Below are 25,506 nucleotides of genomic sequence, written 5' to 3'. Positions count from 1 at the left end.
GGAAACCCTCACAAGGGCGGGGAAACCCCGCCCCTACGCATGACAAATGACTATTGTACAGACAAGGGTTATCGCGTCTCTATTGACTATTGACTATTGACTATTGACTATTGACCATTGACTATTGACTATTGACTATTGACTATTGACTATTGACCATTGACGAACTGTCGCTTGGACGAAAGCTTGAAAAATTCTTTGATGATGGGGATCGTTAGCAGATAGCTCCGGATGCCATTGTACACCCAATGCCCAAGGATGATATTCGCATTCTACGGCTTCAATTACTTCATCTTCTAGAGCATGGGCGACAACGCGCCAACCGGGAGGTACTTTGTGTACTGCTTGATGATGCCACGATACTACAGAAATGTGAGTATTTTGCACGCAACTAGCTAAACGGCTTTTGACATCAATTTTAACTATGTGTTCTGTGGGCAAACGCTTTCCAGCTTCAGGTTCTAGACGATGTAAAACTGATGTACCATATACTTCTGGTACGTGGGGAATTAGCGTACCACCACAGCCAACGATGAGAATTTGTAAACCCCGACATATACCTAACACTGGTAAATGACTTTCTAAAGCTAGTTTAGCTAGTTGTAGTTCAAAAGCATCGCGCTCGCAATCTACAGAATATATGCTGGGGTGATTGCAACCGTTATAGCAAACCGGATTAATATCTCCACCACCAGAAATGATTAAGCCATCCAGAGGTTCTAACAGGATGCTGGGGTCAGTTTCTCCTGGTGGTAATAATATGGGAGTACCGCCTGCTGCACGGACTGCATCTAGGTAATCTCTGGCAACAGAAAATGGTAATGCTCCATGCTGACCACAGGTAGTAATACCAATCAATGCTTTGTGAGATTTTCTACTCATCGTCTTTCACCAATTTAGCCGAAAACTTTAATCAGTTTTACCCTCCTTTAACATTTGATCTAACAATTTTCTCGCAGGTTGTGCTTTAGTCAACGCTGTTTGATGATCGCTATAAGCCCGAATTAAGCGCGTCAAACCGTTCACACCTACTTTAAGTTGCTCTAAATCTTCACCAGTTACTAGCTCGCCATCTAGCATCCGCCCAATTAAAGGTTTAATATCACCTACTTCTTGACGTACTTTTTGCAACTTTTCTAAAGCACTCAACAAACTTTTGAGCGAGTTAACAATTTCATCAATATTCTGAGCATCCTCTACTGGTGCAGGAGAATCTGTAGCTGTGACTACATCTTCAGTTTCTGCAACTGCGGGTAATTCCTCGGTAGAAGTTTCACTTTTAACCGCGTTTGTCTTTGCCATCAACGCTTCCTCAAGAAATTTACAGAAAGTCGGCGGGAAAGATTAATTCTGCAAGGGGTGAGATAAACTTTTGCCCGCCGACTTGGGGTATGGGGCATAGGGCATAGGGCATCGGGGAGCCAGCGCAATCGCGGGTTTCCCGCGTTAAAGCAACTGGCTTCATTGGTAGCTTTTCCCATGTTCTATGCTCGCAAAATCCCACTCATTTTAGGGGTGGGATAAGCTTAACACAGTGTATCGTGCTTATTGCTTTTCCATCACTCTCAAGTAACCCGATCGCCAAAAAATCTATTTTTCCCATGCCCAATGCCCCATGCCCAATGCCCAATGCCCCATGCCCATTTCCCTTAAAAACATAGATTTTCGTTATCGAGAACCGATATATTAAGTTTGTCCATAAAATGATTAGGAAAACTATAGTGACGCCGGAAGCTGAGGGTATCGAGAAAGAGCCGGAAGCGGTTTCCTATAACGCTTTGACTCCCAGAGAACAAAAGCAGCGATTAACGGAATTAGCAACTATATTTTTGCGCCTGGGTGCGATCGCATTTGGCGGCCCGGCTGCCCACATCGCTATGATGGATAATGAGGTGGTAAACCGCCATCGTTGGATGAGTCGGGAGAAACTGTTAGATTTACTGGGGATTACGAATTTGATTCCCGGGCCGAACTCTACAGAATTAGCAATTCACATTGGTTATGAGCGCGGTGGATGGCGTGGTTTACTAATTGCAGGTAGCTGCTTTATTTTACCTGCTATGCTCATCGTTTGGACGTTAGCAGCAATTTATACTCGCTATCAGACTGTTCCTCAGGTAGGATGGTTGCTGTATGGTATCAAGCCTGTAATTATTGCCATAGTGCTGCAAGCCTTGTGGAATCTAGGAAATAAAGCAGCAAAAGACTGGCCGACAAGAATTACCGCAGTAGTCGCGATCGCAGGTTACTTTGCGGGTTTGAATGAAATTTTGCTACTAATTGTTCTCGGTGTTATTGTCATGCTCGTGAAGAATTGGCAAACAAAAAGCCAAACAAACGGTGCATGGTTGTTACCTTTGTCTGGTATTTTCGCACAAATAAGCACGACAACAGCCGCAGTCACATCAGTTAGTTGGGCTAGTGTATTTCTGTTCTTTCTGAAAATTGGCTGTGTGTTGTATGGTAGTGGTTACGTATTACTAGCATTTTTGCAACGGGATTTAGTAGAACGCAACCATTGGCTAACCTCTCAACAGTTATTAGATGCGGTAGCTATTGGTCAGTTTACACCGGGGCCTGTATTTACTACTGCTACATTTATTGGCTATTTGTTAGCTGGAAATGCGGGAGCGATCGCAGGTACAATTGGTATCTTCTTACCAGCTTTTCTTTTAGTGTTGGTAGTTAACCCTTGGGTACCTAAATTGCGTCAATCGCCTTGGGCTAGCGGCTTTCTCGATGGCGTGAATGCAGCCTCAATGGGATTAATGGCGGGGGTTACCTATACTTTAGGAAGAACCGCCTTGATAGATTGGGTGACAATTATTGTGTCCATTGCGAGTGCGATCGCTGTTTTTCGATTTAAAATCAATTCTGCTTGGTTAGTGTTAGCAGGTGGATTGATTGGGCTTGGCTCACATGTATTAGGGTTAGTCAATGGTTAATAGATTAATCGCTTCTGTATAACTCAGTATTATCCCTGAGTTTGACCCCTGATTTTTTAGATGTTAATACAGAGTGGTCTTAAGAAATTGACCAGTATTTAACGTCTAAAAAATCAGAGTAAGCCAATGGATATAATAACTTTAACTACTTTTCTCACCCCATTTTTACCCTACTTGCTCAAAGCTGGAGAGACAGCAGCAGAAGAAGCTGCTAAGAAACTCGGTGAAACTTTGGGTGCTAATAGCTGGGAAAAAGCGAAATCTTTGTGGAGTAAACTGCAACCAAAAGTAGAAGCCAAGCCAATGGCTAAAGGTGCAGCCGAAGAATTAGCTAGTTCGCCTGATGATGCAGATGCGAAAGAAACGCTGCAAAAACAACTCAAAAAATTAATTGATGAAGATAAAAATTTAGCGGCAGAAATTACCAAATTAATGCAAGAAGATACAGAAGCAATTGCTCAAGTTGTAAATAACTTTAATACAACAATTTCTGGTGATAATAACTCAGTTCAAAATACTGCTGGTGATGGTAATAAAGTAATTGGTACTGTGGGAGGTAATGCAACTATTAACTAGTAAAGCAGCCATAATATAGAAAAATACAGTTCAGTTAAGCATTAATTTCTTCGATTTTTTCTTCTCTCTGCGTCCTTGGCGTCTTGGCGGTTCATTAAAAAAAATGACCTTTATAACAGCATTTTACTTTAACTGAACCGTATTAAAATATAGGAAGTTAAAACAGTGCCACAAAGCAGCTTAAAAAGGTTATGGAAGCGAGTATTACTTTTTTTCTCTAAGTTGGCTGGCGTTTTCACAGGTAAACGTCGCCGATTAAAACATCAGCGACAAATATTAAAGAATGAAGTAACTCAACCCAACTTAAATCAGCATTGTCCAACTAATTTAACTCCCCATATTCCTATTCAAGTTGCTCATACAGCACAAACAATTTCTGGTAACGAAAACGTTGTGCAAAATGTCCAAGGCGATCATAATATTATTGTTGGGCGGGTAGAAGGTAGCTTAACTATTAATTATCGTCGCCCTATAGATAGGCCTTTTCAAGCTCCGAGTTTACCTGCTAGTTTTGTCGATCGTCCACAAGTTACTTTAGAAATTAAAGCGCGGTTACTAGCAAATACATCTGATAATGGTGCATTATTAATTAGTGCCATTCACGGTTTAGGTGGCATAGGTAAAACAACTTTAATTACAGCTATTGCGCACGATGATGATATTCAAAAACGTTTTTCAGGTGGCGTACTTTGGGCAACTTTAGGACAAGAACCAGATATTCTCGCTCTACTTAGTAGCTGGGTACAAGCTTTAGGCGACTATGAATTTCGTGCTGTGAATATAGAAGGAACCTCAGCCCATTTACGCAGTTTATTACATAATAAAGCTGTTTTATTAGTAGTAGATGATGCTTGGGAACCAGAGAAAGTTAAACCCTTTATGGTAGCGGGTTCCCAATCTCAATTATTAATTACTTCCCGGCGTGCTGATGTGGCTAATACTGTGGGCGCTCATTTGCAAGAATTAAATTTGATGACGCCAGCAGAATCTCTAGAATTACTTGCTAAATCTTTAGGACGAGAAATTACAGAAGTAGAAAAACCAGAGGCTTTAAGAGTAGCTGAAACTGTAGGATATCTGCCAATTGCTCTGAATTTGATAGCCGCTAGAGTTAAATGGGGTATTACATGGGAGAAGTTAGAAACAGCTTTAAAGCAAGAAGTTGCTAATTTAAAAGTATTATACGGGCCGCGTCAAGAAAATTCATTAGAAGCGACTTTTAATTTAAGTTTAAAAGCTTTGCAAGACTATGATAAAGAAGCTTGGAAAAATTTTATTTGGTTAGGCGTTTTACCAGAAGATGTCACCATAGCTGCACCAATGGCGGTGACATTATGGGGTATGAAATCTCAGGATGAAGCTAATGAATGTTTAGAGTTACTGTGGAATGATGCTTTACTGCAATCTGATGCACCTGTATTTATTGGCGGTGTAAAATTTAAAGCTTATAGGTTACATGACTTATTACATGATGTCGCTCGTAGTCGCTTAACTCAATCTCCGCCTACAGGGATGGGTATTGATTTAATTGATGCACATAGCCAACTACTAAAACGTTATCAAGAAAAGACAGAAAATAATTTTTGGCATAGTTTAATTCCTGATGGTTACATTCATCAAAATTTAGTTTGGCATTTAGAAAAAGCGCAACAAATAGCAGAAATTCACGCCTTATTCCGGGAAGAGTCAGTAACAGGAAATAATGGCTGGTATGCAGCACAAGAAAAACTTGGACAAGTGGGGGGTTATATCCGCGATATTTCTCGCGCTTGGGAATTAGCTGAGGCGAATTGGAGTGAATCAACGCTGTCTCATGTGGTAAGTTTGCAATGTCGCTATGCTTTGATTAAAGCTTCTTTGAATAGTTTGGCTGCTAATTTACCTGCAAAAATGCTGCTAGGGTTAGTTAAACACAAAATCTGGACTCCGGAGCAAGGATTAGCTTACGCCTTGCAAAAACCAGAACTAAAACAGAAAGTAGCAGCGATTACAGAATTAATTAACTATCTGCCAGCAAATTTAGAGCAAATCGCTATATCTGAAGCAATTACTATTACTAACGCGATTCAAGATGAGAAGTATTACGCTGATTTTCTGATAGCATTATCAGGAAAACTACAAGAAGTATCGCCAGAATTACTTTCATCTGCTAAGGCGATTAAGTATGAGTTATATCGTGTCGAAGTGCTGATTGCATTCGCTGAGAAACTACCAAAATTGTTACCAGAAGCGCTGTTAATTGCTAAGTCGATTGAATATGAGCGCGATCGCGCGACAGCTTTGAGAATATTAGCACCAAAATTAACCCCAGAGTTACTACCACAAGCTTTTTCCGCCGCTAGAGCGATTGAGAATGAAAGCGATCGCACTTACGCTTTAATAGCATTAGCCGAGAATCCACATTTAGCACCAGAGTTCTTACCAGAAGTACTTTCGGCGGTGAACACGATTAACTATGCAAGCGATTGCACTTCTAGTTTGATAACATTAATCGATAATTTACCACCAGAATTGTTACCAGAAGCACTCAATGCTGCTAGAGTAATTACGGATGAGCGTTGTCTCGCTCCCGTTTTGATAACATTAGCCGATAAACTACCACCAGAATTGTTACCGAAATTACTCAATGCTGCTAGAGTAATTACGGATGAGCAATATCGTGCCTGTACGCTGATAGCTTTATCTCAGAGATTACCAGAGTTATTACCAGAAGCTCTCTCCCTCTTCATGGCAATGGAGCGAGAAATATATTATACCTCTATACCCTTAATTAACAGACCTCACTCTGGAATACCATCATTTTTATCACCAAAAGCGATCGCTATCTGGATAGCAATTGAAGAAGAAAGGTATCGCGTTTCTACCTTGATAGCATTAGCCGAGAAACTACCAGCAGATTTGTACCTGAAAGCAGTCACCTCTGCTAGGGAAATTAAGGATGATAAATATCGTGCTGAAGCCTTGAGAATATTAGCCGAAAAACTACCACTAGATTTATTGCCAGAAGCACTCTCCGCCGTCAAGTCAATGGATATTGAGTGGTATTATGCCGAAGTCTTGATTGCATTAGCCGACAAACTCACACCAGATTTGTTATCAGAAGCTCTGACTATGGCTATGGCTCAGGATGAATATTCTCGCGCCTCACTCTTGATAGCATTAGCCGAGCATCTATCACCAGAGTTGTTACCAAAAGCACTCTCAGCCGCTAGAGCAATTGAAGATAAAAACTGTCGCATTAAAGTTCTGAGTAAATTAGCTGACAAGCAACCAGAATTACTGCTAGAAGCGCTAACTGTGGCGAAGACGATTCATTATGAAAGCGAGCGCGCTCCTTTCCTCAGTGCATTAACGGAAAAAATGCCAGCAGAGTTGTTACCAAAAGCACTCTCAGCTTTAAAAGCAATTGATGATGAACAGTATCGCGCCCAAGCTACAAGTGTATTCACAGAGAAAGTATCGCCAGATTTGTTACTAGAAGCATTGAAACTAACGAGGGCGATTCAGTATGAAAGCGATCGCACTCTAGTTCTCAAAAATTTAGCCGCAAAACTCCCAGCACAGTCATTACCAGAAGCAATCTCAATTTTACAAGCAATTGAAGACGAACAATATCGCGCCCAAGTGCTGATTGCATTAGCCGAAAAACTCCCACCAGAGTTGTTAAAAGAAGCACTCACCATTGCTAGAGCAATTCAAAATGATTATTCTCGCGTTCAAATTTTGAGTGCATTAATGCAAAAACTACCTGATTGTATACCAGAAGCGCTTGCTGTCGCGAGGGGAATTGAGAATGAGCGCGATCGCGCCAAAGGTATGCAGATATTAGCCGAAAAACTACCAGAATTATTACCAGAAGCACTGTCCAGCGTTAAGGCAATTGAGGATGAGTATGATCGTGCCGAAGTCTTGAGTGCATTAGTCCCAAGTTTACCACCAGAATTATTACCCGAAGCTCTCACTGTGGCTAGAGAACTGGAAATCAAGTATTTTCAAGCTCAAGCCTTGATGGTATTAGGAGAACGACTACCAGATTGTATGTCAGAAGCACTCACCGCAGCTCAGGCGATTGACGATTATGAAGACTTACGCGCCGAAATTTTGGTAACATTAGCCGAGAAACTACCAGCAGAATTGTTAAAAGAAGCACTCACCGCCGCTACAGTAATTGAGAATGAGGAATATCGCACCCAAGTTTTAATTGCATTAACCGAGAAACTACCAACAGAATTATTACCAGAAGTATTCAATACAACTATGGCGATTGACTCTGAGCATTATCGCGCCGAAGTTTTAGCGACATTAGTCAAGAAACTACCGCCAGAGTTCTTACCACAAGTACTCACCGCCGCTAGAGCAATTGAATATGAAAGCGATCGCGCCCCAGTTATGATTGCATTAGCCGAGCAACTACCAGAATTGTTACCAGAAGCAATCACCACTACCAGAGAAATTCAGAATGAGCGCGATCGCGCTAAGATTTTGAGTATATTAATCAAGCAACTACCAGCAGAATTACTACCAGAAGCAATCACAGCTGCTAAGGCGATTGAGAATGTGCAGTATCGCGTTTCCATTCTGACTGCATTAGGTTTATCACCAATATCAGCAACGGAACTTTTCCCCCTGTGGCGAGATACTCTTCATAATTTATCCCTGCATACTCGCCCTATTTTGTTACCCAGTATCAAGGAACTCTTTCCAGTTATCTTTGCATTGGGTAGTGAAGCGGCAACGGTAGAAGTTGCGCGTGCGATCGCGGATATAGGGCGATGGTGGCAATAACAAGCCAATATCACCGCTATTTGCAAAGTGCGAATGACAAATGACAAATGACAAATGACTATTGTACAGACGCGATTAATCGCGTCTCTACTGACTATTGACAGCTTTCTCCAACTATTTTTAATTGCACCGCCCTAATTACATTAAGTAGTTTCACTGAAATTGACCGCTTATTTTTTAGATGTTAATACAGAGTTGCTTATGGCAATTAACTAGTATTCTATATCTAAAAAATCAAAGTATGCTCATAAATATCGTAATTTTGACTACATTTTTCACCTATTTTTACCATACTTATTTCCGCTTCTACTGAGAATTTAGATTAGGCTTACCCTGTGTCATATAAAAATTTGTCAATCATTTTGTGAGTAAACACTCCAGTGCTGATTTACAGACTAAATTACTCCCTTTGAGAAGTTCTTGCTAGCTTCCTCAGAAGGCTAGAATACAAAGCTTTAACTATTTACGCTTCTATTTAGTTCATTAGCCAGAATATCGGAAGTTAACAAAGTGCTACAAAAAATTAAGAACACTATGAAAACGGATAATATTTTTTTCATAGACTATTTAGCAGCTTTTATCAGCCATAACTAGAAAATATCAAGCATTATATGATGTTAAAAATATTTAAATATCTTAGTATTTGTCTGATTAGCGCCTGGTTGCTATTTGCTTGTCATCATTCAGCATCGAAAGAATTTAAACGCCCTCCCTTGAAAGTACAATTTGGATCTTTTGTTGGTGAATATCCAGGCTTGATTGCTCAAGAAAAAGGCTTATTCAAAGCCCAAGGCGTAGATGTGGAATTAATTTATAAACGACACACCAAATTAGAGCAAGCAAATTTTAGTGCAGGTAAGTATGATGGTATTTCATTATCCTTGGGAAGTTTTATTATCTTGAGTGCCACAAATCCTGATATACAAGGCGTGATGGTTATAGATGAATCAACAGGAGCAGATGTAGTAGTTGCTCAATCACAAATTCAAACCATAGCTGACTTAAAAGGAAAAAAGCTCGGTGTGAATTTAGGCGGTTTTAGCGAAGTTTTTGGAACTGAGATGTTGAAAACTGGCAAATTAACTAGTGATGATGTGAAGTTAGTTCAAGCAGAAGCTTTAGAAATTCCTCAACACCTGAAAAATAATGTTATTCAAGCCGGACATACTTGGCAACCCCATGTTTCTAAAGCTATTAAATTAGGGGAACATATCTTATTTACCAGCAAACAAACCCCTGGCTTAATTTTAGATATGATAATCTTTCGCCAAGATATAATTCGCGATCGCCCCGAAGATATTCGTGGATTTGTGCGCGGATGGCTGCAAGCCTCAAACTACTGGAAAGCAAATATTCAAGAAGGAAACGCTATCATCAGCAAAGCCTTAAAAATTCCTAGCAATAAACTTTCATTAGAGGGAGTAAGCTTAACAGATTTGGCAGAAAATAAAAAATTATTTCAATCTAGTAACCCGAATTCTATCTACAAAACTGCTGAGATATATGCAGATTTTTTTATTCGCTCTGGGAACGTAACGCGCCTTCCTGAACTAAAGAATTTGTTTAATTCTTCCTTTTTGCAAAATCCTTCTTAAGATATAGCCATGCAGCAGACTTTTTTGGGTGGCATTCGGACAAAGTTAATTGCTTCGTTTCTCATTGTAGCTTTGATTCCATTGCTTTTATTAGCATTTATCAATAAACAGACAACTGAAAAAGCATTAACTAGCAACGCGCAACAAGCTCTATCTGCTGCTGCGAAAGAAACAACTTACAGAATCGATGCTTTTATTGATGAAAATCTTGATGCTGTGCGCGTAGAAGCTATTCTTCCAGGGTTGGCACAATACCTCAATTTACCACCCAAACAGCGAAATAATAGCCCCGAAATGCAATTGGCGATAGAAACATTAATTCGTCTGAGTCGCAAAGATATGCTTAATATTCTTTCCTACGCTTTGCTTGACTTAAACGGTAAAAATGTCTTGGATACATCTACATTAAATATTGGTAAAGATGAATCAGTAGAAGATTATTTTCAACAACCACTGCAAACTAAGTTATCCTTTGTTTCTGCCATGAAACTATCGCCAACAATTCCCGATTTAGTGACGCTCTTTTTTAGCAGTCCAGTTCGTAATGCTCAAGGAAAGATATTAGGTGTATTGCGCGTAGCATACAATGCAACTGTTGTCCAACAGTTAGTAACGCGAGAAACTGAAAGATCTGGGGCAGAATCCTTTGCTATTCTTTTAGATGAAAATAATATTTATCTTGCACATAGCACTACACCAAAACTGCTATTTAAATCAATTGTGCCTTTACCTTTGAATGTTGTCACTCAATTGCAAAAAGAACGGCGTTTACCTCATGCACCTATTAAAGAATTGGCAACTAAGGAATCAAAACTTAAGCAGGCATTAGACAATCAAGATTCATATTTAATTGCATCTTTATCAGCAACAGGCGATTGGGTTAATTTGATTGCGATTTCTCAGTTAAAATATAAACCTTGGTCTGTGGTATTTGCACAGCCTATTACTGTGGCTTTAGCACCTGTGAAAAAGCAAATTCATGATGCAATGTGTCTATTTGCAATTATCGCCGGCATAGTCACAATTATTGCTTTTGTCATTGGAGAACTGCTAACAAAACCAATAATTTACCTGACAAATATAGTTTTTCAATTTACAACAGGTAACTTAGATATCCGTGCTAAAGTTAACTCAAACGATGAAATAGGTCAACTAGCAAAATCGTTTAACAACATGGCATTTCAGTTACAAACATCTTTTGAAACTTTAGAACAAAGGGTACAAGAAAGAACAGCAGAGTTATTAATTGCCAAAGAAAAAGCAGAAGATGCAAACCAGAAACTCGAAAAACTAGTTAATCTAGATGGTTTGACACAGGTAGCTAACCGTCGCTGCTTCAATGGACGACTACAAGCAGAATGGAATCGCCTTTTAAAAGAACAACAACCCCTGTCATTGATTTTATTTGATGTCGATCAATTTAAATCCTATAATGACTACTATGGTCATCTCAAAGGTGATGATTGTCTAGTCAAAATAGCTCAAAGAGTCCAACAAATAGTTTATCGTCCTGCAGATCTCGTAGCCCGTTTCGGTGGAGAAGAATTTTCTGTACTTCTCCCCAATACTGATTTATTCGGAGCAATTCAAGTAGCCAAAAATATTCAACAAGCAATTCAAGATTTGAAGATTCCCCATGCCAAGTCTGAGGTACAGGATATAGTCACAGTTAGTCTAGGAATTTCATCTCTCATCCCCGCTTTAGAAATCAAGCCAGATATACTGATTGCTTCAGCCGATGAAGCCCTGTATAATGCCAAACACAGAGGACGTAATCGCTATTGTTACCCATCAGATGATATATATGTAGCTTAACTGCGATCGCAAATTCAATCAGCGCACAAAATAGACAAGGAAGACAAGGGAGACAAAATTGTTGTCGCGCAGCGCAACGCACCTTGAATTTTTAATCTCTTCAACATTGTGTTTATTGTCGTCAACGTTGTATTTATTGTCGTCAACGTTGTGTTTATTGTCGTCAACGTTGTGTTTATTGTCGTCAACGTTGTATTTATTGTCGTCAACGTTGTGTTTATTGTCGTCAACGTTGTATTTATCGGCGTCAACGTTGTGTTTATTGTCGTCAACGTTGTATTTATCGGCGTCAAAACAATGTTGACGCATCACAATAAGGTATTTGTGTGTTGGGTTACCCTACGGGAAGCCGCTTTGCGTCTACGTTCTTCAAAAAACCTATAAATATACTTTATTTGCATGGTTCTAGTTAATCAAGAATTTAAGACACAGCAAAACCTGTATATTGTCGTAATTCCTCTGGATGAAAAGCTAATACAATATCTTCTTTAGGGACACCAGCATCTATCAGTGCTTGTGCTAAAGGTTGAGAACAACCATCATATTGAATCCAAACTTTTTCACCAATAATATCAAGATGTACAGTACAGCCATGTACGCGCCGCACGCCATCCCAGCCTACTTGTACAACTTGATAACGGTCATTTTCTGTGTCAATAATTGGTAAAGGATCGATTTTGCCGTGATAAGGTTTATGCTTGGCGTATTCATTGATTATTTGTCTGACAATTTCTCGATATTTAGTTAATTTATCCATTGCCAAACCCTCTCAATTTTTTCGTCAAATACAATAAGTATCTTATCTGAGTTGTGAAATTATTTTTTTCATGAACCGCCTTCTCTGCGAGAGGCTTCCGCCAACGCGCAGCGTCTCGCAGAGAAGACGCCAAGTACGCCAAGGATAAGAGAAAAAACTGAGAATTGGTAAATTTCACAAATGATTTAGGATTGCTATATCTCTAGCAGGCATGATTGAGAAAGTGTTGAGACAATACAATTTTAGGATTTGCGATCGCTTTTGCGCAAGGCAGCATTAGCAAGACCACACCATACATTTTATACCTCTGCGTGGAGAAATATATCGTAGGGGCACGGCACCAGTAAATTATTGTACATACCAGAAGATTGTGGATGCCGTGCCCCTACTGCCTACTTTTTTCAAATTGGTATTAGCTTTGTCAACCGCCTGAGAATGAATTCTCAGGCTAATAGCCAAAGTAGGGGCGGGTTAAGCGAGATAGTCGTGAATTATTGGAGCATATCTGTGAACCCGCCCCTACTGATAGACTCAAGATTTTGAGGATATTTAGTCATCTTTAGATGACTTTGGCTATTAGCAAGGAACTTGAGTTCCTTGCGCTAGACGGGTTTTGTGTTAAGTTGACACCAATGGCAGTGCCATACCCCTACTATCGCATTTTTGTTTCAAACATCACCATCCGATGATGTTACCCATTACCGATTTGCTAAATATTGATACATCTGCCAACGTGCATCAACTTCGGCTTGGGCTTGTTCTAGCAGTTGTTTGGCGACTTCTGGCTTACTCTTGGTGAGCATTTTGAAGCGATTTTCTTGATACATTGATTGCTCTACCGATTGCTTAGGTGGTCTCATATCCAATTGCAAGGGGTTTTTGCCATCTTTCTGTAATTCAGGATTATAGCGATACAGCAACCACCTTCCTGATTCTATCAGAGATTTTTGGTGATTCATGCCTGTGGTCATGTTGATGCCGTGGGCGATGCAATGGCTGTAAGCAATAATTAAGGATGGGCCGTTGAAAGCTTCGGCTTCTAAAAATGCTCTCAGGGTATGTTCGTCTCTTGCGCCTAATGCTACACTAGCTACGTAGACATTTCCGTAGGTCATGGCGATTAAACCCAAGTCTTTTTTCGGCGCAGGCTTACCACTGGCGGCAAATTTGGCGACGGCTGCTTTGGGGGTGGCTTTGGATGATTGTCCGCCTGTGTTAGAATATACTTCTGTATCCATGACTAAGATATTGACGTTGCGACCACTGGCTAAAACATGATCGATACCGCCAAAGTCAATATCGTACGCCCAGCCGTCACCACCGACAATCCAAACGCTTTTTTTGACGAGGTAATCTGCAATCGATTTTAGATTTTGGATTTGGGCATTGGGTATTGAGAGATTCGGTTTTTGCAATAATTCATCTAGCTTTTGTTTGAGGATTTCTACTCGTTCCCGTTGTTCCCAAATGTCAGCTTCAGTGTTTTGTTTCGCATTGAGAATCGAGTCTACCAAATTACTAGATATTCCCAATTCCCCTGTCCCGCCACCAGCCCCATTTCCTAATTGTTGCAGTAATTCGGCGGCAAATTCGGCTTGTTTATCTAAGGAAAGGCGGAAGCCAAAACCAAATTCGGCGTTATCTTCAAATAAACTATTAGACCATGCGGGGCCGCGTCCTTGGGCGTTGGTTGTCCAAGGGGTTGTGGGTAAGTTTCCGCCGTAGATGGAAGAACAACCGGTAGCATTGGCAATGACTGAGCGATCGCCAAATAATTGTGTCAATAATTTTAAATAGGGTGTCTCTCCACAACCAGCACAAGCACCGGAAAATTCAAATAATGGTTCTTGCAGTTGTTGTTGGCGAATTTGGTTGATTTTTAGCTGTCTGCGGTCAGGATGGGGCAAACTTAAGAAGAAATCCCAGTTTTTCCGTTCTTGTTCCCTTAATGGTAACTGCTGCGCCATGTTAATGGCTTTTTTCAACGGCTCAGTTTTATTTTTCGCTGGGCAGACGTTCACGCAAATCGCGCAGCCTGTACAATCTTCTGGGGCTACCTGGATGGTAAATTTCTGATTTGCGAAGTCTCTATCTTTTGCATCCACTGACTTAAAGCTGGGTGGTGCATTTACTAACTCACTCGGCTGATAAGCTTTGGCGCGGATGGCGCTGTGAGGACATACCATCACGCATTTACTACATTGTACGCAAAGATTTTCATCCCATACAGGAATTTCTTGGGCGACGTTGCGCTTTTCCCATTTAGTTGTACCTGTGGGGAATGTACCGTCTGCTGGTAGGCTACTTACAGGTAAATCATCGCCTTCCCAAATCATAATTTTACCCAGAACTTCGCGGATAAATTCTGGGGCGTTATCAAGCTGTGTATTTTCGGTTTGGGATTGAGGCTGGTAAATTGTTTGGGGGATATCTACTTTATGTAGGTTAGCGAGGGTATTATCTACGGCTTGCAAATTCATGCGCACAACTTCCGCGCCTTTTTTACCGTAGGTTTTTTCAATTGCTTGTTTAATTTTCGCGATCGCTTCTTCTTGGGGTAAAACATTCGCTAAGGCAAAGAAGCATACCTGCATAATAGTATTAATTCTACCACCCATGCCGCTACTGCGGGCGACTTGGTTGGCATTAATTACGTATAATTTCAGGTGTTTGTCGATAATTTGCTGCTGTACCTTAACAGGTAAATGTTGCCAAACAGCATCCGCATCGTAGGGACTATTAACTAAAATCGTCGCTCCGGGAATCGCTGCTTTGAGAATGTCAATATTTTCTAAAAATCCCCAATGATGACAACCAATAAAGTTAGCTTTGTCGATGAGGTAGGTTGAGCGAATTGGCTGGAGTCCGAAGCGGAGGTGAGAAACTGTCATCGAACCAGATTTTTTGGAGTCGTAGACAAAGTAACCTTGGGCGTAATTGTCTGTTTCCTCACCAATAATTTTAATAGAATTTTTGTTAGCGCCGACTGTTCCATCAGAACCTAAGCCGTAAAACATCGCCCGGACAACGTTATCGGGTTCTGTGGAGAAGTTGGGGTCAAAATTCAGGGATGTATGGCTAACATCGTCATTAATACCGATAGTAAAGTGATTTTTTGGTGTAGGTAAGGCGAGATTGTCAAAAATTCCCTTCACCATTGCGGGGGTGAATTCTTTCGAGGATAAACCGTAGCGCCCACCAATAATAGATTTTAGATTTTGGATTTTGCGAAAAGTTGCGTGCGGGGGTTCCCCCCCGTTGAGCAAACTTTTCAAGACGGATTTTGGATTGGCTTCATGAATGGCGGTGACTACATCTAAATATAAGGGTTCACCGGCGCTTCCTGGTTCTTTGGTGCGGTCGAGGACTGCGATCGCTTTTACACTATTAGGTAAGACTGCGATAAATCTTTCCACATCAAAGGGGCGATATAGTCTGACTTTGACAACGCCGACTTTTTCCCCTTGGTTGTTGAGGTAATCTACAGTTTCATGGACTGTTTCACAACCAGAACCCATGATGACAACGACGCGCTCGGCATCGGGTACGCCATGATATTCATATATTTGATAATACCTGCCAGTGCGATCGCCAAATTTATCCATTAAGCGTTGCACAATTTCGGGGGTAGCGCTGTAATAAGGGTTAGCGCCTTCACGAGATTGGAAGAAAATATCAGGGTTTTGGGCTGTACCTCTCAGTACTGGGCGGTCTGGGGTAAGGGCGCGGCTGCGGTGAGCTAAAATGAGATCGTCGTTGATGAGCGATCGCAAATCATCATCGGAGAGTAATTTTACTTTCTGCACTTCGTGAGAGGTACGAAACCCATCAAAAAAGTGCATAAACGGAACTCGCGTCTCTAACGTCGCAGCATAGGAAATCAGCGCAAAATCGAGATTTTCCTGCACCGAAGCCGAACACAGCATGGCATAACCTGTTGCCCTAGCTGCCATCACATCGCTATGATCGCCGAAAATAGATAAAGCATGGGTAGCTAAAGAACGTGCAGCAACGTGAATTGTCGTACTTGTTAATTCCCCGGCGATTTTGTAGAGATTGGGAATCATTAACAATAACCCTTGAGAAGCGGTGAAAGTAGTACTCAAGGAACCCGTTTGTAACGCCCCATGTACAGCACCAGCAGCACCACCTTCACTTTGCATTTGTACCACACTGGGAACCGTACCCCAAAGGTTAGGACGATTTTCCGCCGCCCAAGCATCAGCCCATTCACCCATTGTTGAAGAGGGGGTGATAGGATAAATGGCGATTACTTCATTTAATTTGTAAGCAATCCGGGAAACAGCCTCATTCCCGTCGATAGTAGCAAAGGTTTTGTTCATTATTGACTCCTGCTTTGTCAGCCAGATGCGAGGATATTCTCATTGCTCTGTAGAAGGGCATAAACACACTTTAAGAGTCCATAATTTGGACTCTTTACTTATACTTTGGAAATGGGCATAGGGCATGGGGCATGGGAAAGACAGATTTTCATAGTTGGTTGTGGGTTTTCCCATGAGGAACTAGCTTAAAAATAGGGGCTATGGAAGAGAGATTTTCATATTTTGTTTTGAGATTTTTTGTGAGACAAGCTAGTTAAATTAGTTTGTACGTAAGTCGGCAATTGCACCAAGCTATGTGCTTTACATAAACATATTTGACACCTTAGCAATAACAAATAACCAATGCCCAATGCCCCATGCCCAATGACACATTGACACACTTTTATCTCTAATTCTTGTATTATTATCTCACAAGTTATTTTGTCTGAATTTATATATATTAATCTTGTACTCAAGAGGCTGAAAAACCTTGCGCTATATATTTCAGACAAATGATTGATGATTTGGGGGTAGAGGTTCGAGAATTAAATAACTTTCTTGATGGGTGTCTACTGTTGAAGACATAGCAATAATCACAAGCTAAGGGACTTCCAACTAAAAAAATACTCCATCGCTGTGTATGCAGAGAAGGCAGAGGAAGTAGAGGAGAAATAATTTGCCACTATGAAAATGGGATAATTTATTTTCTCGAAGTCTCTAATCAGCTAATCTTTAGCCTCAGAAATGCGTGGGGATGTGATTTGAATGATTATTAGCTCAAATTTCACCACTTTAAGTATTATTACTGTGGTTAATCAGTATTAAATAAATAGATACTGCGATCAATATCTAAAAGATATGCGTGGTTGAGAAAAACTACTTAACCACGTAAACCTGAGTAACAGAGAATCTTACGGATAATTCATGAAAAAATTCACTTCCTTGCTGGCTATTATACTTAGCTTTGTTGTGTATCTAAGTGGTGCTAGCCCTGCTTTAGCTCAACAATCGCCTCCGCCTCCGTCTCCATCTCGTGGGATAGTCACTTTTTACCTCACTCCAGAACAACAGGCACAAGGAGTAAAGATATATGGTGATATCTTAAAATATGACTTAGCTCTTCCTAATCCCGATATAAGTGCTATTCTTCCTGAAAATCTCAGCGATTTTCCAGCAGCTTATAAACAAGTAATCGCACAAAATCAGCAGAAAAACGGAATTAATGGCTCATTTACTGAAGCTTGGTTTGATTTCCAAGCAGCAAGGCCTTTGAGATCTGGAACTAACACATTGTTCACTGTTAATGCTCCTATTAACGGCAGAATATACAGTGTAGTAGCTGGATTACCTGTAGCAAATCAATGCCCTCAGAAAATTAAACAAACTGAAATTGCTTTCTTTGATAATGTAAGAGATGCGGAAAGCAAAGCTGATGAATTAGATGCAAGAGGATACTTGGTTTATGTTTCCCCTAAAGATGATTTGACAGTCAAGGCATTTTCACAAATTTTCTATGACCAAACTACTGGGAAGAAACAAGCTAATTCATCTTGTTTGCTAGTTTCAGGTGCTACTGAAAAAGTTATAACCGATTTCAGACAAATCTTCACTTTACTACCTCCTGCTTTACAGCGGGAAGCACATCAACAACCATTTGAATTTAGTCCCAGAGTAGGAAATTCCATCTATGTTGCCAATGCAGTAACGGCTCTCTCCAAGCCTAATACTATTAGTATGAAATAGTCCCTGATTGCTGTAAATTTGTAGGACAAGCTAATTAAAAAAGTTAGTGCCTAATTGCGAGATAGAAATTAAATAATGCTATTTAAGATTTATAGCAACCGCGCACTAAAACAAATCAGCAAAACACCCAACACTTAATTTTTTTTGTTGGGTGTTTTAGTTTTTAGGGGAAGCACCCACCCTACAGATACGGAAATTTTTCAAAAATAAAATCGGATTCTTATATATCCCTAAAATTCAGGACTTAAGCACTGACTACGAATTTATTGATAAAAAATGCGGAATCACTAGGTTGCAGTGTGTAGTTGTAATGCTCAAGGTTTAGCTAGATGCGTTCTCAGCTATTACTGTTGAGGTTGCTATTGAAAAATTTTAGTTGTCAGTATAGAGAGAATCGAGAACAAAATTTAACTTTAAATAGTCAAGATAATTAAGTTTAACCAACACATCATCAATAGAAAAACATTTTGTAATTTTAAATCGGTGATAAATCATGCTGACTGTAAATAACCATTATATCCGTTGGACTTTATTTTTAGGAATCATACTAAGCTTGAGCAGTTGTACTGCTAAGAAACTCACAAATGCGCAAGCGGAAATATCTTCCCCAAAATCTCCGATTGTTAAACGAAATGTAACCGATTTAACTCCCAAAATTCAACTCGCTGAAGAACCGCAATGGTCACCAGATGGTAAACAGATAGCGTTTATGAGTTTGGATAATCCAGGAAATGAAGAAATTTATGTAATAAATATTGATGGTTCAAAAATGAAGAATATTACTAAAAATAAAGTCAAGGATCGTTCTCCATTATGGTCACCTGATAGTAAAAAAATTGCCTTTCTCTCTGGACGGGATGGTAATTCAGAAGTGTATGTCATGAATGCTGATGGTTCTCAGCAAACTAATTTAACAAAACACCCAGCAGATGATTATCCTTATGTCTGGTCACCTGATGGTAAAAAGATTGCTTTTGGTTCGCGTCGGGAAAATCGGGAAAATAATGACTATGAAATTTATACGATGAATGCTGATGGTTCTAATATTACCAGAATCACCAAAAATCCAGGCTATGATTCGGTGCTTTCTTGGTCGCCAGATGGTAAAAAAATTGCTTTTATTTCTGGACGCGATGGTAACGAAGAAATTTATGTAATGAATGCTGATGGTTCCGATCAAATTCGCTTGACTAATGACTCAAATAATAATGCAGGTGCAGTTTGGTCACCAGATAGTAAAAAGATTGCTTACCATACACTTCCTGACCCTTTTAAGAAAGATAGTTACATTTATGTAATGAATGCTGATGGTTCTGGTAATACTCAACTTACAAATCAAGGAATATCCCAAAATCCAGCTTGGTCGCCTGATGGTAAACAAATTGCTTTTGAATCAAATCGTGATGGCAATTCCGATATTTATATCATGAATGCCGATGGTTCCGGTGAAACTCGCCTGACAACTAATAAAAGTAAAGATTCTCATCCAGTTTGGTCACCGGATGGTAAACAAATTGCTTATGAATGTCTAAATAATCAACAATCCCACATTTGCTTGCTGAAGTGAATATGAGTCACCGTTGACTTTTAATTTAATGTATAGGAATCTGATTTGATGATTAAAAATATCTAAGTATTTGTAGTATTTGTAGGGTGTGTTATGCCGTAGGCTAACGCACCTTTTAATTTTAGTAGCACATAAATATATTTTAGAGGGCATGGCACTGCCATGCCCCTACCATCTGTCACATTCTTTTTTCAAATTGGTATGACTATCTCAAATTTTATGATCTTTTACCCAATGCCCAATGCCCAATGCCCAATACCCTATCTATCTTAAGTTAATTGTCATTGGTAAGGCTTTCCGGTATATTTACGTTTCGTAACATAGCTGTGTTGACAGGAGTTGCTATGAGTAATTTTTTATTCGTATCCGATTTAGATCATACCTTTGTAGATCATGATGCAGGTAACGATGATGCTCTCAGAGAGTTAAGCGATCGCCTCCAGCAACATCGTCAATTATATGGTACTAAAATTGTCTATGCTACCGGGCGATCGCCTCACCTTTACCAAGAGTTACAAATCGAAAAAAATCTTTTACAACCAGATGCGCTAGTATTATCTGTCGGTACTGAAATTTACTTCGATGGTAGCGATACCCCAGATCCAACTTGGTCAGAAATTCTTGCTCCAGGCTGGGATCGGGAATTGTTACTATCAATAACAGCCAAATACCCTGAGTTAATTTTGCAACCAGAATCCGAACAGCGCCCTTTTAAATTGAGCTTTTTTTTAGAAAAATCTGTGGCACCTGGAATTTTATCTCAACTTGAGTTAGAGTTACAAAAACATAAATTAAACAAAAAATTAATCTATAGTAGCGGAATTGATCTTGACATTGTTCCCCTTTCCAGCGATAAAGGTCAGGCAATGCAATTTTTACGCCAAAAGTGGAAATTTGCAGCTGAACAAACAGTTGTCTGTGGCGATTCGGGTAATGATATTGCTTTATTTGCTGTAGGCAACGAAAGGGGAATCATTGTTGGTAATGCTCGCCCTGAGCTAATTCAGTGGCATAATGAGCATCCAGCTGACTACCGTTACCTAGCGCAAAACTTTTGTGCTGGTGGCATTCTCGAAGGCTTAAAATATTTTGGATTTTTAGAATGATTAGCTATCTCAAAGGTATCGTTGCTGGTGTTCAAACAATTAGCAGTAATCGGGTGATACTGACCCTTGAGGTCAATAACATCGGCTATGATTTGCACATTCCCCAACGGCTGTCAAAGTCTTTACCAGAGTCAGGGGGAGTGGTGCAAATCTTTACCCATTACCAAGTTCGCGAAGAAGTGCCCTTATTGTATGGCTTTTCTTCCCCAGCAGAAAGAGATTTATTTCGTCATTTGCTGAGTGTGAGCGGAATTGGTGCGGCTTTAGCGATTACTCTGTTAGACACCTTAGAACTCCCAGATTTAGTCCAAGCAATTATTGCGGCGAACATTCAAATTCTCATTCAAGCGCCAGGCGTGGGTAAGAAAACCGCCGAACGTATTTGTTTAGAACTCAAAAGCAAATTAATCGAGTGGCGCAAATCCGCAGGGTTCTTCGTCGCTACAGGGGGGCCAGCACCAGGTATTTTAGAAGAAGTGCAAATGACACTGTTTGCTTTAGGCTACACCGCCCATGAAGTCAGCCACGCCTTACACGTAGTCAGCGAAGATATTGGACTTCCTAAAGATGCTTATGTAGAAGATTGGATTAAACAAGCGATCGCTCATCTTAGCAGTAGCGAGCAAATTAGTTAATAGTCAACAGTCAACAGTCAACAGTCAACAGTAAATGTCCATAGATCCTTATGCTTGGCTAGAGCAGTCTTTGGAAACTATTCATCGGGCGGATTGGTATCGCTCAGTCCAAACGATTGATGGGCTGTGTGGTGCTACTGTGTTGTTAGAAGGGCGAGAAGTAATAAATTTTGCCAGCAATGACTATTTAGGTTTAGCGGGGGATCGGCGTTTAATTACAGCCGGGGTTGCAGCTACCGAAAAATTTGGGACGGGAAGTACTGGTTCGCGATTACTTAGCGGACATCGGGAATTACATAGAGAATTAGAAAAAGCGATCGCATCTTTGAAACAAACCGAAGATGCATTAGTATTTAGTTCAGGGTATTTAGCAAATTTAGGTGCGATCGCTGCATTGGTAGGTAAGCGCGATTTAATCCTCTCGGATCAATACAATCATTCCAGCCTAAAAAATGGAGCAATTCTCAGTGGTGCCGCAATTCTCGAATATCCCCATTGTGATATTACAGTCTTAAAAAATCAGTTAATTGAGCAAAGAGAAAATTACCGACGCTGCTTAATCCTCACTGATAGCGTCTTCAGCATGGATGGCGATTTATGTCCCTTACCCGCATTAATAGATATAGCAGCAGAATTTAGCTGTATGCTCCTAGTAGATGAAGCCCATGCAACCGGAGTTATGGGTAAAACTGGCGCAGGTTGTGTGGAACATTTTAATTGTACCGGAAAACAACTGATTCAAATCGGCACATTAAGCAAAGCCTTAGGTAGTTTAGGCGGATATGTCGCCGGCAGCGCCACCTTAATAGATTTCTTACGCAATCGCGCCCCCACTTGGATTTATACTACAGGACTTTCCCCCGCAGACACAGCCGCAGCCTTAGCCGCCATTGAAATAGTACAACAAGAACCCCAACGCCGCAGCCAATTGTGGGAGAATGTCGCATACCTCAAAAAATTAATGCAAGAACAGGTATCTGAATTAAAACTACTCCCTTCAGAATCACCTATATTATGTTTTCAATTACCAACCGCCGCAGACGCCTTAAAAGCAGGTAAATATTTAAAAGATGCGGGAATTTTCGCCCCAGCCATACGCCCCCCAACCGTACCCACAAGCCGCATTCGCATATCTGCAATGGCGACGCATCAACCAACGCAGATTGAAAAGTTAGTAGATGCATTAAGAGAATTCGTGAATTACTAATTAATTAGAACTTATGCACACTCTACGAACTCTTGGCGTTCTTCTCTTCGAGACGATTCAAACAAGCATTCAAAACTGACCAATGACGCGGCGGGGGGAGCAACCTCGCTACCCCTTGAAGGGGCAGGCTTCCCGCCGCCTTTGGTGATGTTAAACTGGCAAATTATTGCTGGCGGTGGCTGTGACTATCTTACGTACTTGAGCATCAGTGAGATTTTTATTCGCACTGAGCATTAAAGCGACTACCCCAGCAACATGAGGCGTCGCCATAGATGTTCCGTTCCAATTAGCATACTTATTATTGGGGACTGTGGAATAAACACTCACACCGGGAGCTGTAATATATCTGATAAGTTCAGAGCCAGCAAAGTTAGAGAAGCTAGCTATCTCACCATATCGATCCACTGCTCCTACAGCTAGTCCCCAGTTTTGAGCATAGTTGGCGGGATAGTATGGTGCAGAACCGCCATCATTGCCTGCTGCCATAACCACGATCGCGCCTTTGCTGCTAGCATATTGAACAGCTGATTTGATTTCTGCGTTACCGAGATACTTACCTACACTCAGGTTAATGACATTTGCGCCATTATTAACTGCATAGCGAATACCAAGTGCGATCGCTTTATCGGTACCAGAACCATTATCATCTAAAACTTTCACTGGCATAATCTTGGCATCATAAGCAATACCAGTCACGCCAAAGCTATTTTTTACCCCAGCAATTATACCTGCAGTATGAGTACCATGACCCTTTTTATCTAAAGTGTTGTTGTTGTTAGCAGCAAAGTTCCAGCCATAAACATCATCTATATAACCATTGCCATCATCATCTTTACCATTACCAGCAATTTCTTGGGTATTTTTCCAGATATTCGCCTTCAAATCAACATGGTTGCGATCCACCCCAGTATCCAAAACAGCTACAGTAATTCCCTTACCTGTATAGCCTTTAGCCCAGACTTCAGGTACATTAATTAAGTCTGCTCCCCAATTATTTCCTCCTAAATTAGGAACATCTGTAAAGCTATTTTGACCATTAGCTTGAGCCACTGCGGCGGCAGCATTAATTAAGCCATAACCATTAATAGAACTAAAGTTATTCTTGACAGTGACAGATCTAGCAACAATATTATTGCTTTCATTCGTTTCAATTACACTATTGTAGCCATCAGCTTTGTACAATAAATAATAGCTACCTGCGGCGATATTCTTGCCAATCCGCAATGAAGATGTTTTTGTAGCGTAAGTACCAGCTACTAGACTACCAACATCAGTGTCACCTAAATATAAATCATTCTGACTCAATGTTTTATCTTGAGATAGATAAAACATGGTGACAGTCGGCAATGATTTATCGACACCTTGATTTTTAATCTGATAACTAATTGTAAATTTATCTGCAACGGTTACTACACTAGGAGCCACAGGCTTTTGCACTATCAAATCTACTTGAGTCTGAGTAATATTGATAGCCTGGGTAAAAATATTATTGTTTTCATTGCTTTCTGGCAAATCACCATTACCATCAGCTTGCAATATTAAATAATAGCTACCTGTGGCAATATTATTTGGGACTTGAAATCTAGCTGATTCGGAACTATAAGCACCTGCCATGAGAGTATCTACATAGTCTGATCCCAGGTAGACATCATCATCGCTTACTGTTTTATCTTTAGAGATATAAAACAGCGTATAGCTAGAAAAAGCAGTTTCTGAACCTTGGTTTGTCACCTGATATTTTAGATGGATACTATTACCAACTACTGTGGCACTAGGAGAAACAACATTTTGGAGCTTTAAGTCTGCTAAAGCCGGGTTAATATTAATAGCACTAACAACAATGTTGTTACTTTCGTTGCTTTCATTGACAACCCGATCGCTATCAGCTTGGGAGATTAAATAATAACTACCTGGTGAGATACTATTGTCGATTTTAATTGTAGTTGATTCAGAAGTGTTAACACCTGCGGCAATAATATTCACAGCATCGTAGCCTAGATATTTATCATCGTTGCTCAGAGTCTTATCTGGAGATAAATAAAATTTAGTTGTACTAGCGATCGCATTGCTTGTACCTTGATTTTTGACTTTATATTTTAATTCGATATTACTACAAATAGATGCTGAACTAGGAATTACAGCATTTTGCAAAATTAAATCTGCCCGATCAACAGCAACAACAATAGATTGAGGCGTCAGATTAATATTTTGACTATTGGCGATAGGGGTATTAGATGTAGCATTATTTAATGGTAATGCATAATTTTGCCAGTTTGAAGTGAATATACCGCTACTAGTAAAATTGTTATTCCAGCCATCAGCTATTTGTGAAACATAGTTACCTGATATACTAAGTGGCTCGATGGGGCTATGATTCATTTCTCTAACCTCCCCTTAGTTTACTATGGATAAATCCTTCAGTAAGGTCGCATGGTTTTTGCAATTAAAGTTAA

At 40.2% G+C, this 25,506-nt stretch carries 17 protein-coding genes; 11 read left to right on the top strand and 6 right to left on the bottom strand.

Annotated elements, in window-relative coordinates; genetic code table 11:
- Positions 1 to 135: 135 nt before the first annotated feature.
- The 3 genes from H6G08_RS24775 to H6G08_RS24765 are packed head-to-tail and all read right to left on the bottom strand — an operon-like array spanning position 136 to position 1,465.
- Positions 136 to 882 (bottom strand): gamma-glutamyl-gamma-aminobutyrate hydrolase family protein, encoded by a 747-nt coding sequence (locus tag H6G08_RS24775; protein ID WP_190547819.1) that lies wholly within the window; start codon positions 880 to 882, stop codon positions 136 to 138.
- A 27-nt stretch (positions 883 to 909) separates the two neighbouring features.
- Complete coding sequence (locus tag H6G08_RS24770; RefSeq protein ID WP_190547817.1) at positions 910 to 1,302, bottom strand: hypothetical protein; 393 nt, start codon at positions 1,300 to 1,302, stop codon at positions 910 to 912.
- 19 nt (positions 1,303 to 1,321) lie between these two features.
- The gene (locus tag H6G08_RS24765) at positions 1,322 to 1,465 is read right to left on the bottom strand and encodes a hypothetical protein (protein ID WP_190547815.1); all 144 of its coding nucleotides are present in this window, start codon (positions 1,463 to 1,465) and stop codon (positions 1,322 to 1,324) included.
- Positions 1,466 to 1,721: 256 nt separating this feature from the next.
- On the opposite strand from H6G08_RS24765, the gene H6G08_RS24760 reads away from it, so the two are divergent.
- From H6G08_RS24760 to H6G08_RS24735, 6 genes are all read left to right on the top strand, one after another.
- Positions 1,722 to 2,945 (top strand): chromate transporter, encoded by a 1,224-nt coding sequence (locus H6G08_RS24760; RefSeq protein WP_313942652.1) that lies wholly within the window; start codon positions 1,722 to 1,724, stop codon positions 2,943 to 2,945.
- A 126-nt stretch (positions 2,946 to 3,071) separates the two neighbouring features.
- Positions 3,072 to 3,521 (top strand): hypothetical protein, encoded by a 450-nt coding sequence (locus tag H6G08_RS24755; RefSeq protein ID WP_190547811.1) that lies wholly within the window; start codon positions 3,072 to 3,074, stop codon positions 3,519 to 3,521.
- A gap of 165 nt (positions 3,522 to 3,686) precedes the next feature.
- Positions 3,687 to 8,306, top strand: coding sequence for an NB-ARC domain-containing protein (locus H6G08_RS24750; protein WP_190547809.1), 4,620 nt, complete (start codon positions 3,687 to 3,689; stop codon positions 8,304 to 8,306).
- 614 nt (positions 8,307 to 8,920) lie between these two features.
- Positions 8,921 to 9,901 carry an ABC transporter substrate-binding protein gene (locus H6G08_RS24745; RefSeq protein WP_190547869.1) on the top strand — a complete coding sequence of 327 codons (981 nt, stop codon included), beginning with the start codon at positions 8,921 to 8,923 and terminating at the stop codon, positions 9,899 to 9,901.
- Positions 9,902 to 9,910: 9 nt separating this feature from the next.
- A complete protein-coding gene (locus H6G08_RS24740; RefSeq protein WP_190547807.1) occupies positions 9,911 to 11,716 on the top strand; it encodes a diguanylate cyclase in 1,806 nt (601 codons plus the stop codon).
- A 108-nt stretch (positions 11,717 to 11,824) separates the two neighbouring features.
- Positions 11,825 to 12,100, top strand: a complete 276-nt coding sequence (locus H6G08_RS24735) for a hypothetical protein (protein WP_190547797.1) — start codon at positions 11,825 to 11,827, stop codon at positions 12,098 to 12,100.
- Positions 12,101 to 12,137: 37 nt separating this feature from the next.
- Here H6G08_RS24735 and H6G08_RS24730 read toward each other — a convergent pair whose 3' ends face one another.
- A complete protein-coding gene (locus H6G08_RS24730) occupies positions 12,138 to 12,473 on the bottom strand; it encodes a XisI protein (protein WP_190547795.1) in 336 nt (111 codons plus the stop codon).
- A 698-nt stretch (positions 12,474 to 13,171) separates the two neighbouring features.
- The gene (nifJ, locus tag H6G08_RS24725; protein ID WP_190547793.1) at positions 13,172 to 16,816 is read right to left on the bottom strand and encodes a pyruvate:ferredoxin (flavodoxin) oxidoreductase; all 3,645 of its coding nucleotides are present in this window, start codon (positions 16,814 to 16,816) and stop codon (positions 13,172 to 13,174) included.
- Between the two features lie 903 nt (positions 16,817 to 17,719).
- Between nifJ and H6G08_RS24720 the strand changes: the two genes are divergently transcribed.
- The 5 genes from H6G08_RS24720 to bioF all read left to right on the top strand — a co-directional run bounded on the left by H6G08_RS24720 (position 17,720) and on the right by bioF (position 23,053).
- Positions 17,720 to 18,538 (top strand): hypothetical protein, encoded by an 819-nt coding sequence (locus tag H6G08_RS24720; protein WP_190547791.1) that lies wholly within the window; start codon positions 17,720 to 17,722, stop codon positions 18,536 to 18,538.
- A gap of 493 nt (positions 18,539 to 19,031) precedes the next feature.
- Positions 19,032 to 20,105 (top strand): DPP IV N-terminal domain-containing protein, encoded by a 1,074-nt coding sequence (locus H6G08_RS24715; RefSeq protein ID WP_190547789.1) that lies wholly within the window; start codon positions 19,032 to 19,034, stop codon positions 20,103 to 20,105.
- Positions 20,106 to 20,449: 344 nt separating this feature from the next.
- On the top strand, positions 20,450 to 21,211 hold the full coding sequence (locus H6G08_RS24710) for a sucrose-phosphate phosphatase (RefSeq protein WP_190547787.1): 762 nt from the start codon (positions 20,450 to 20,452) through the stop codon (positions 21,209 to 21,211).
- Positions 21,208 to 21,846 carry a Holliday junction branch migration protein RuvA gene (gene ruvA, locus H6G08_RS24705; protein ID WP_190547785.1) on the top strand — a complete coding sequence of 213 codons (639 nt, stop codon included), beginning with the start codon at positions 21,208 to 21,210 and terminating at the stop codon, positions 21,844 to 21,846. The genes H6G08_RS24710 and ruvA overlap by 4 nt, the downstream gene beginning before the upstream one ends.
- A 34-nt stretch (positions 21,847 to 21,880) precedes the next feature.
- Complete coding sequence (bioF, locus tag H6G08_RS24700) at positions 21,881 to 23,053, top strand: 8-amino-7-oxononanoate synthase (protein ID WP_190547783.1); 1,173 nt, start codon at positions 21,881 to 21,883, stop codon at positions 23,051 to 23,053.
- Between the two features lie 150 nt (positions 23,054 to 23,203).
- On the opposite strand, the gene H6G08_RS38545 is transcribed toward bioF, so the two are convergent.
- Positions 23,204 to 25,432: a S8 family serine peptidase gene (locus H6G08_RS38545; protein ID WP_190547780.1), complete on the bottom strand. Its 2,229-nt coding sequence runs from the start codon at positions 25,430 to 25,432 to the stop codon at positions 23,204 to 23,206.
- Positions 25,433 to 25,506 lie beyond the last annotated feature (74 nt).

Origin of the sequence: Calothrix anomala FACHB-343, from assembly GCF_014696435.1 — a bacterium.
Taxonomy (GTDB): Bacteria; Cyanobacteriota; Cyanobacteriia; order Cyanobacteriales; family Nostocaceae; genus Aulosira; species Aulosira anomala_A.
This window is presented reverse-complemented; position numbering and strand designations above follow the sequence as displayed.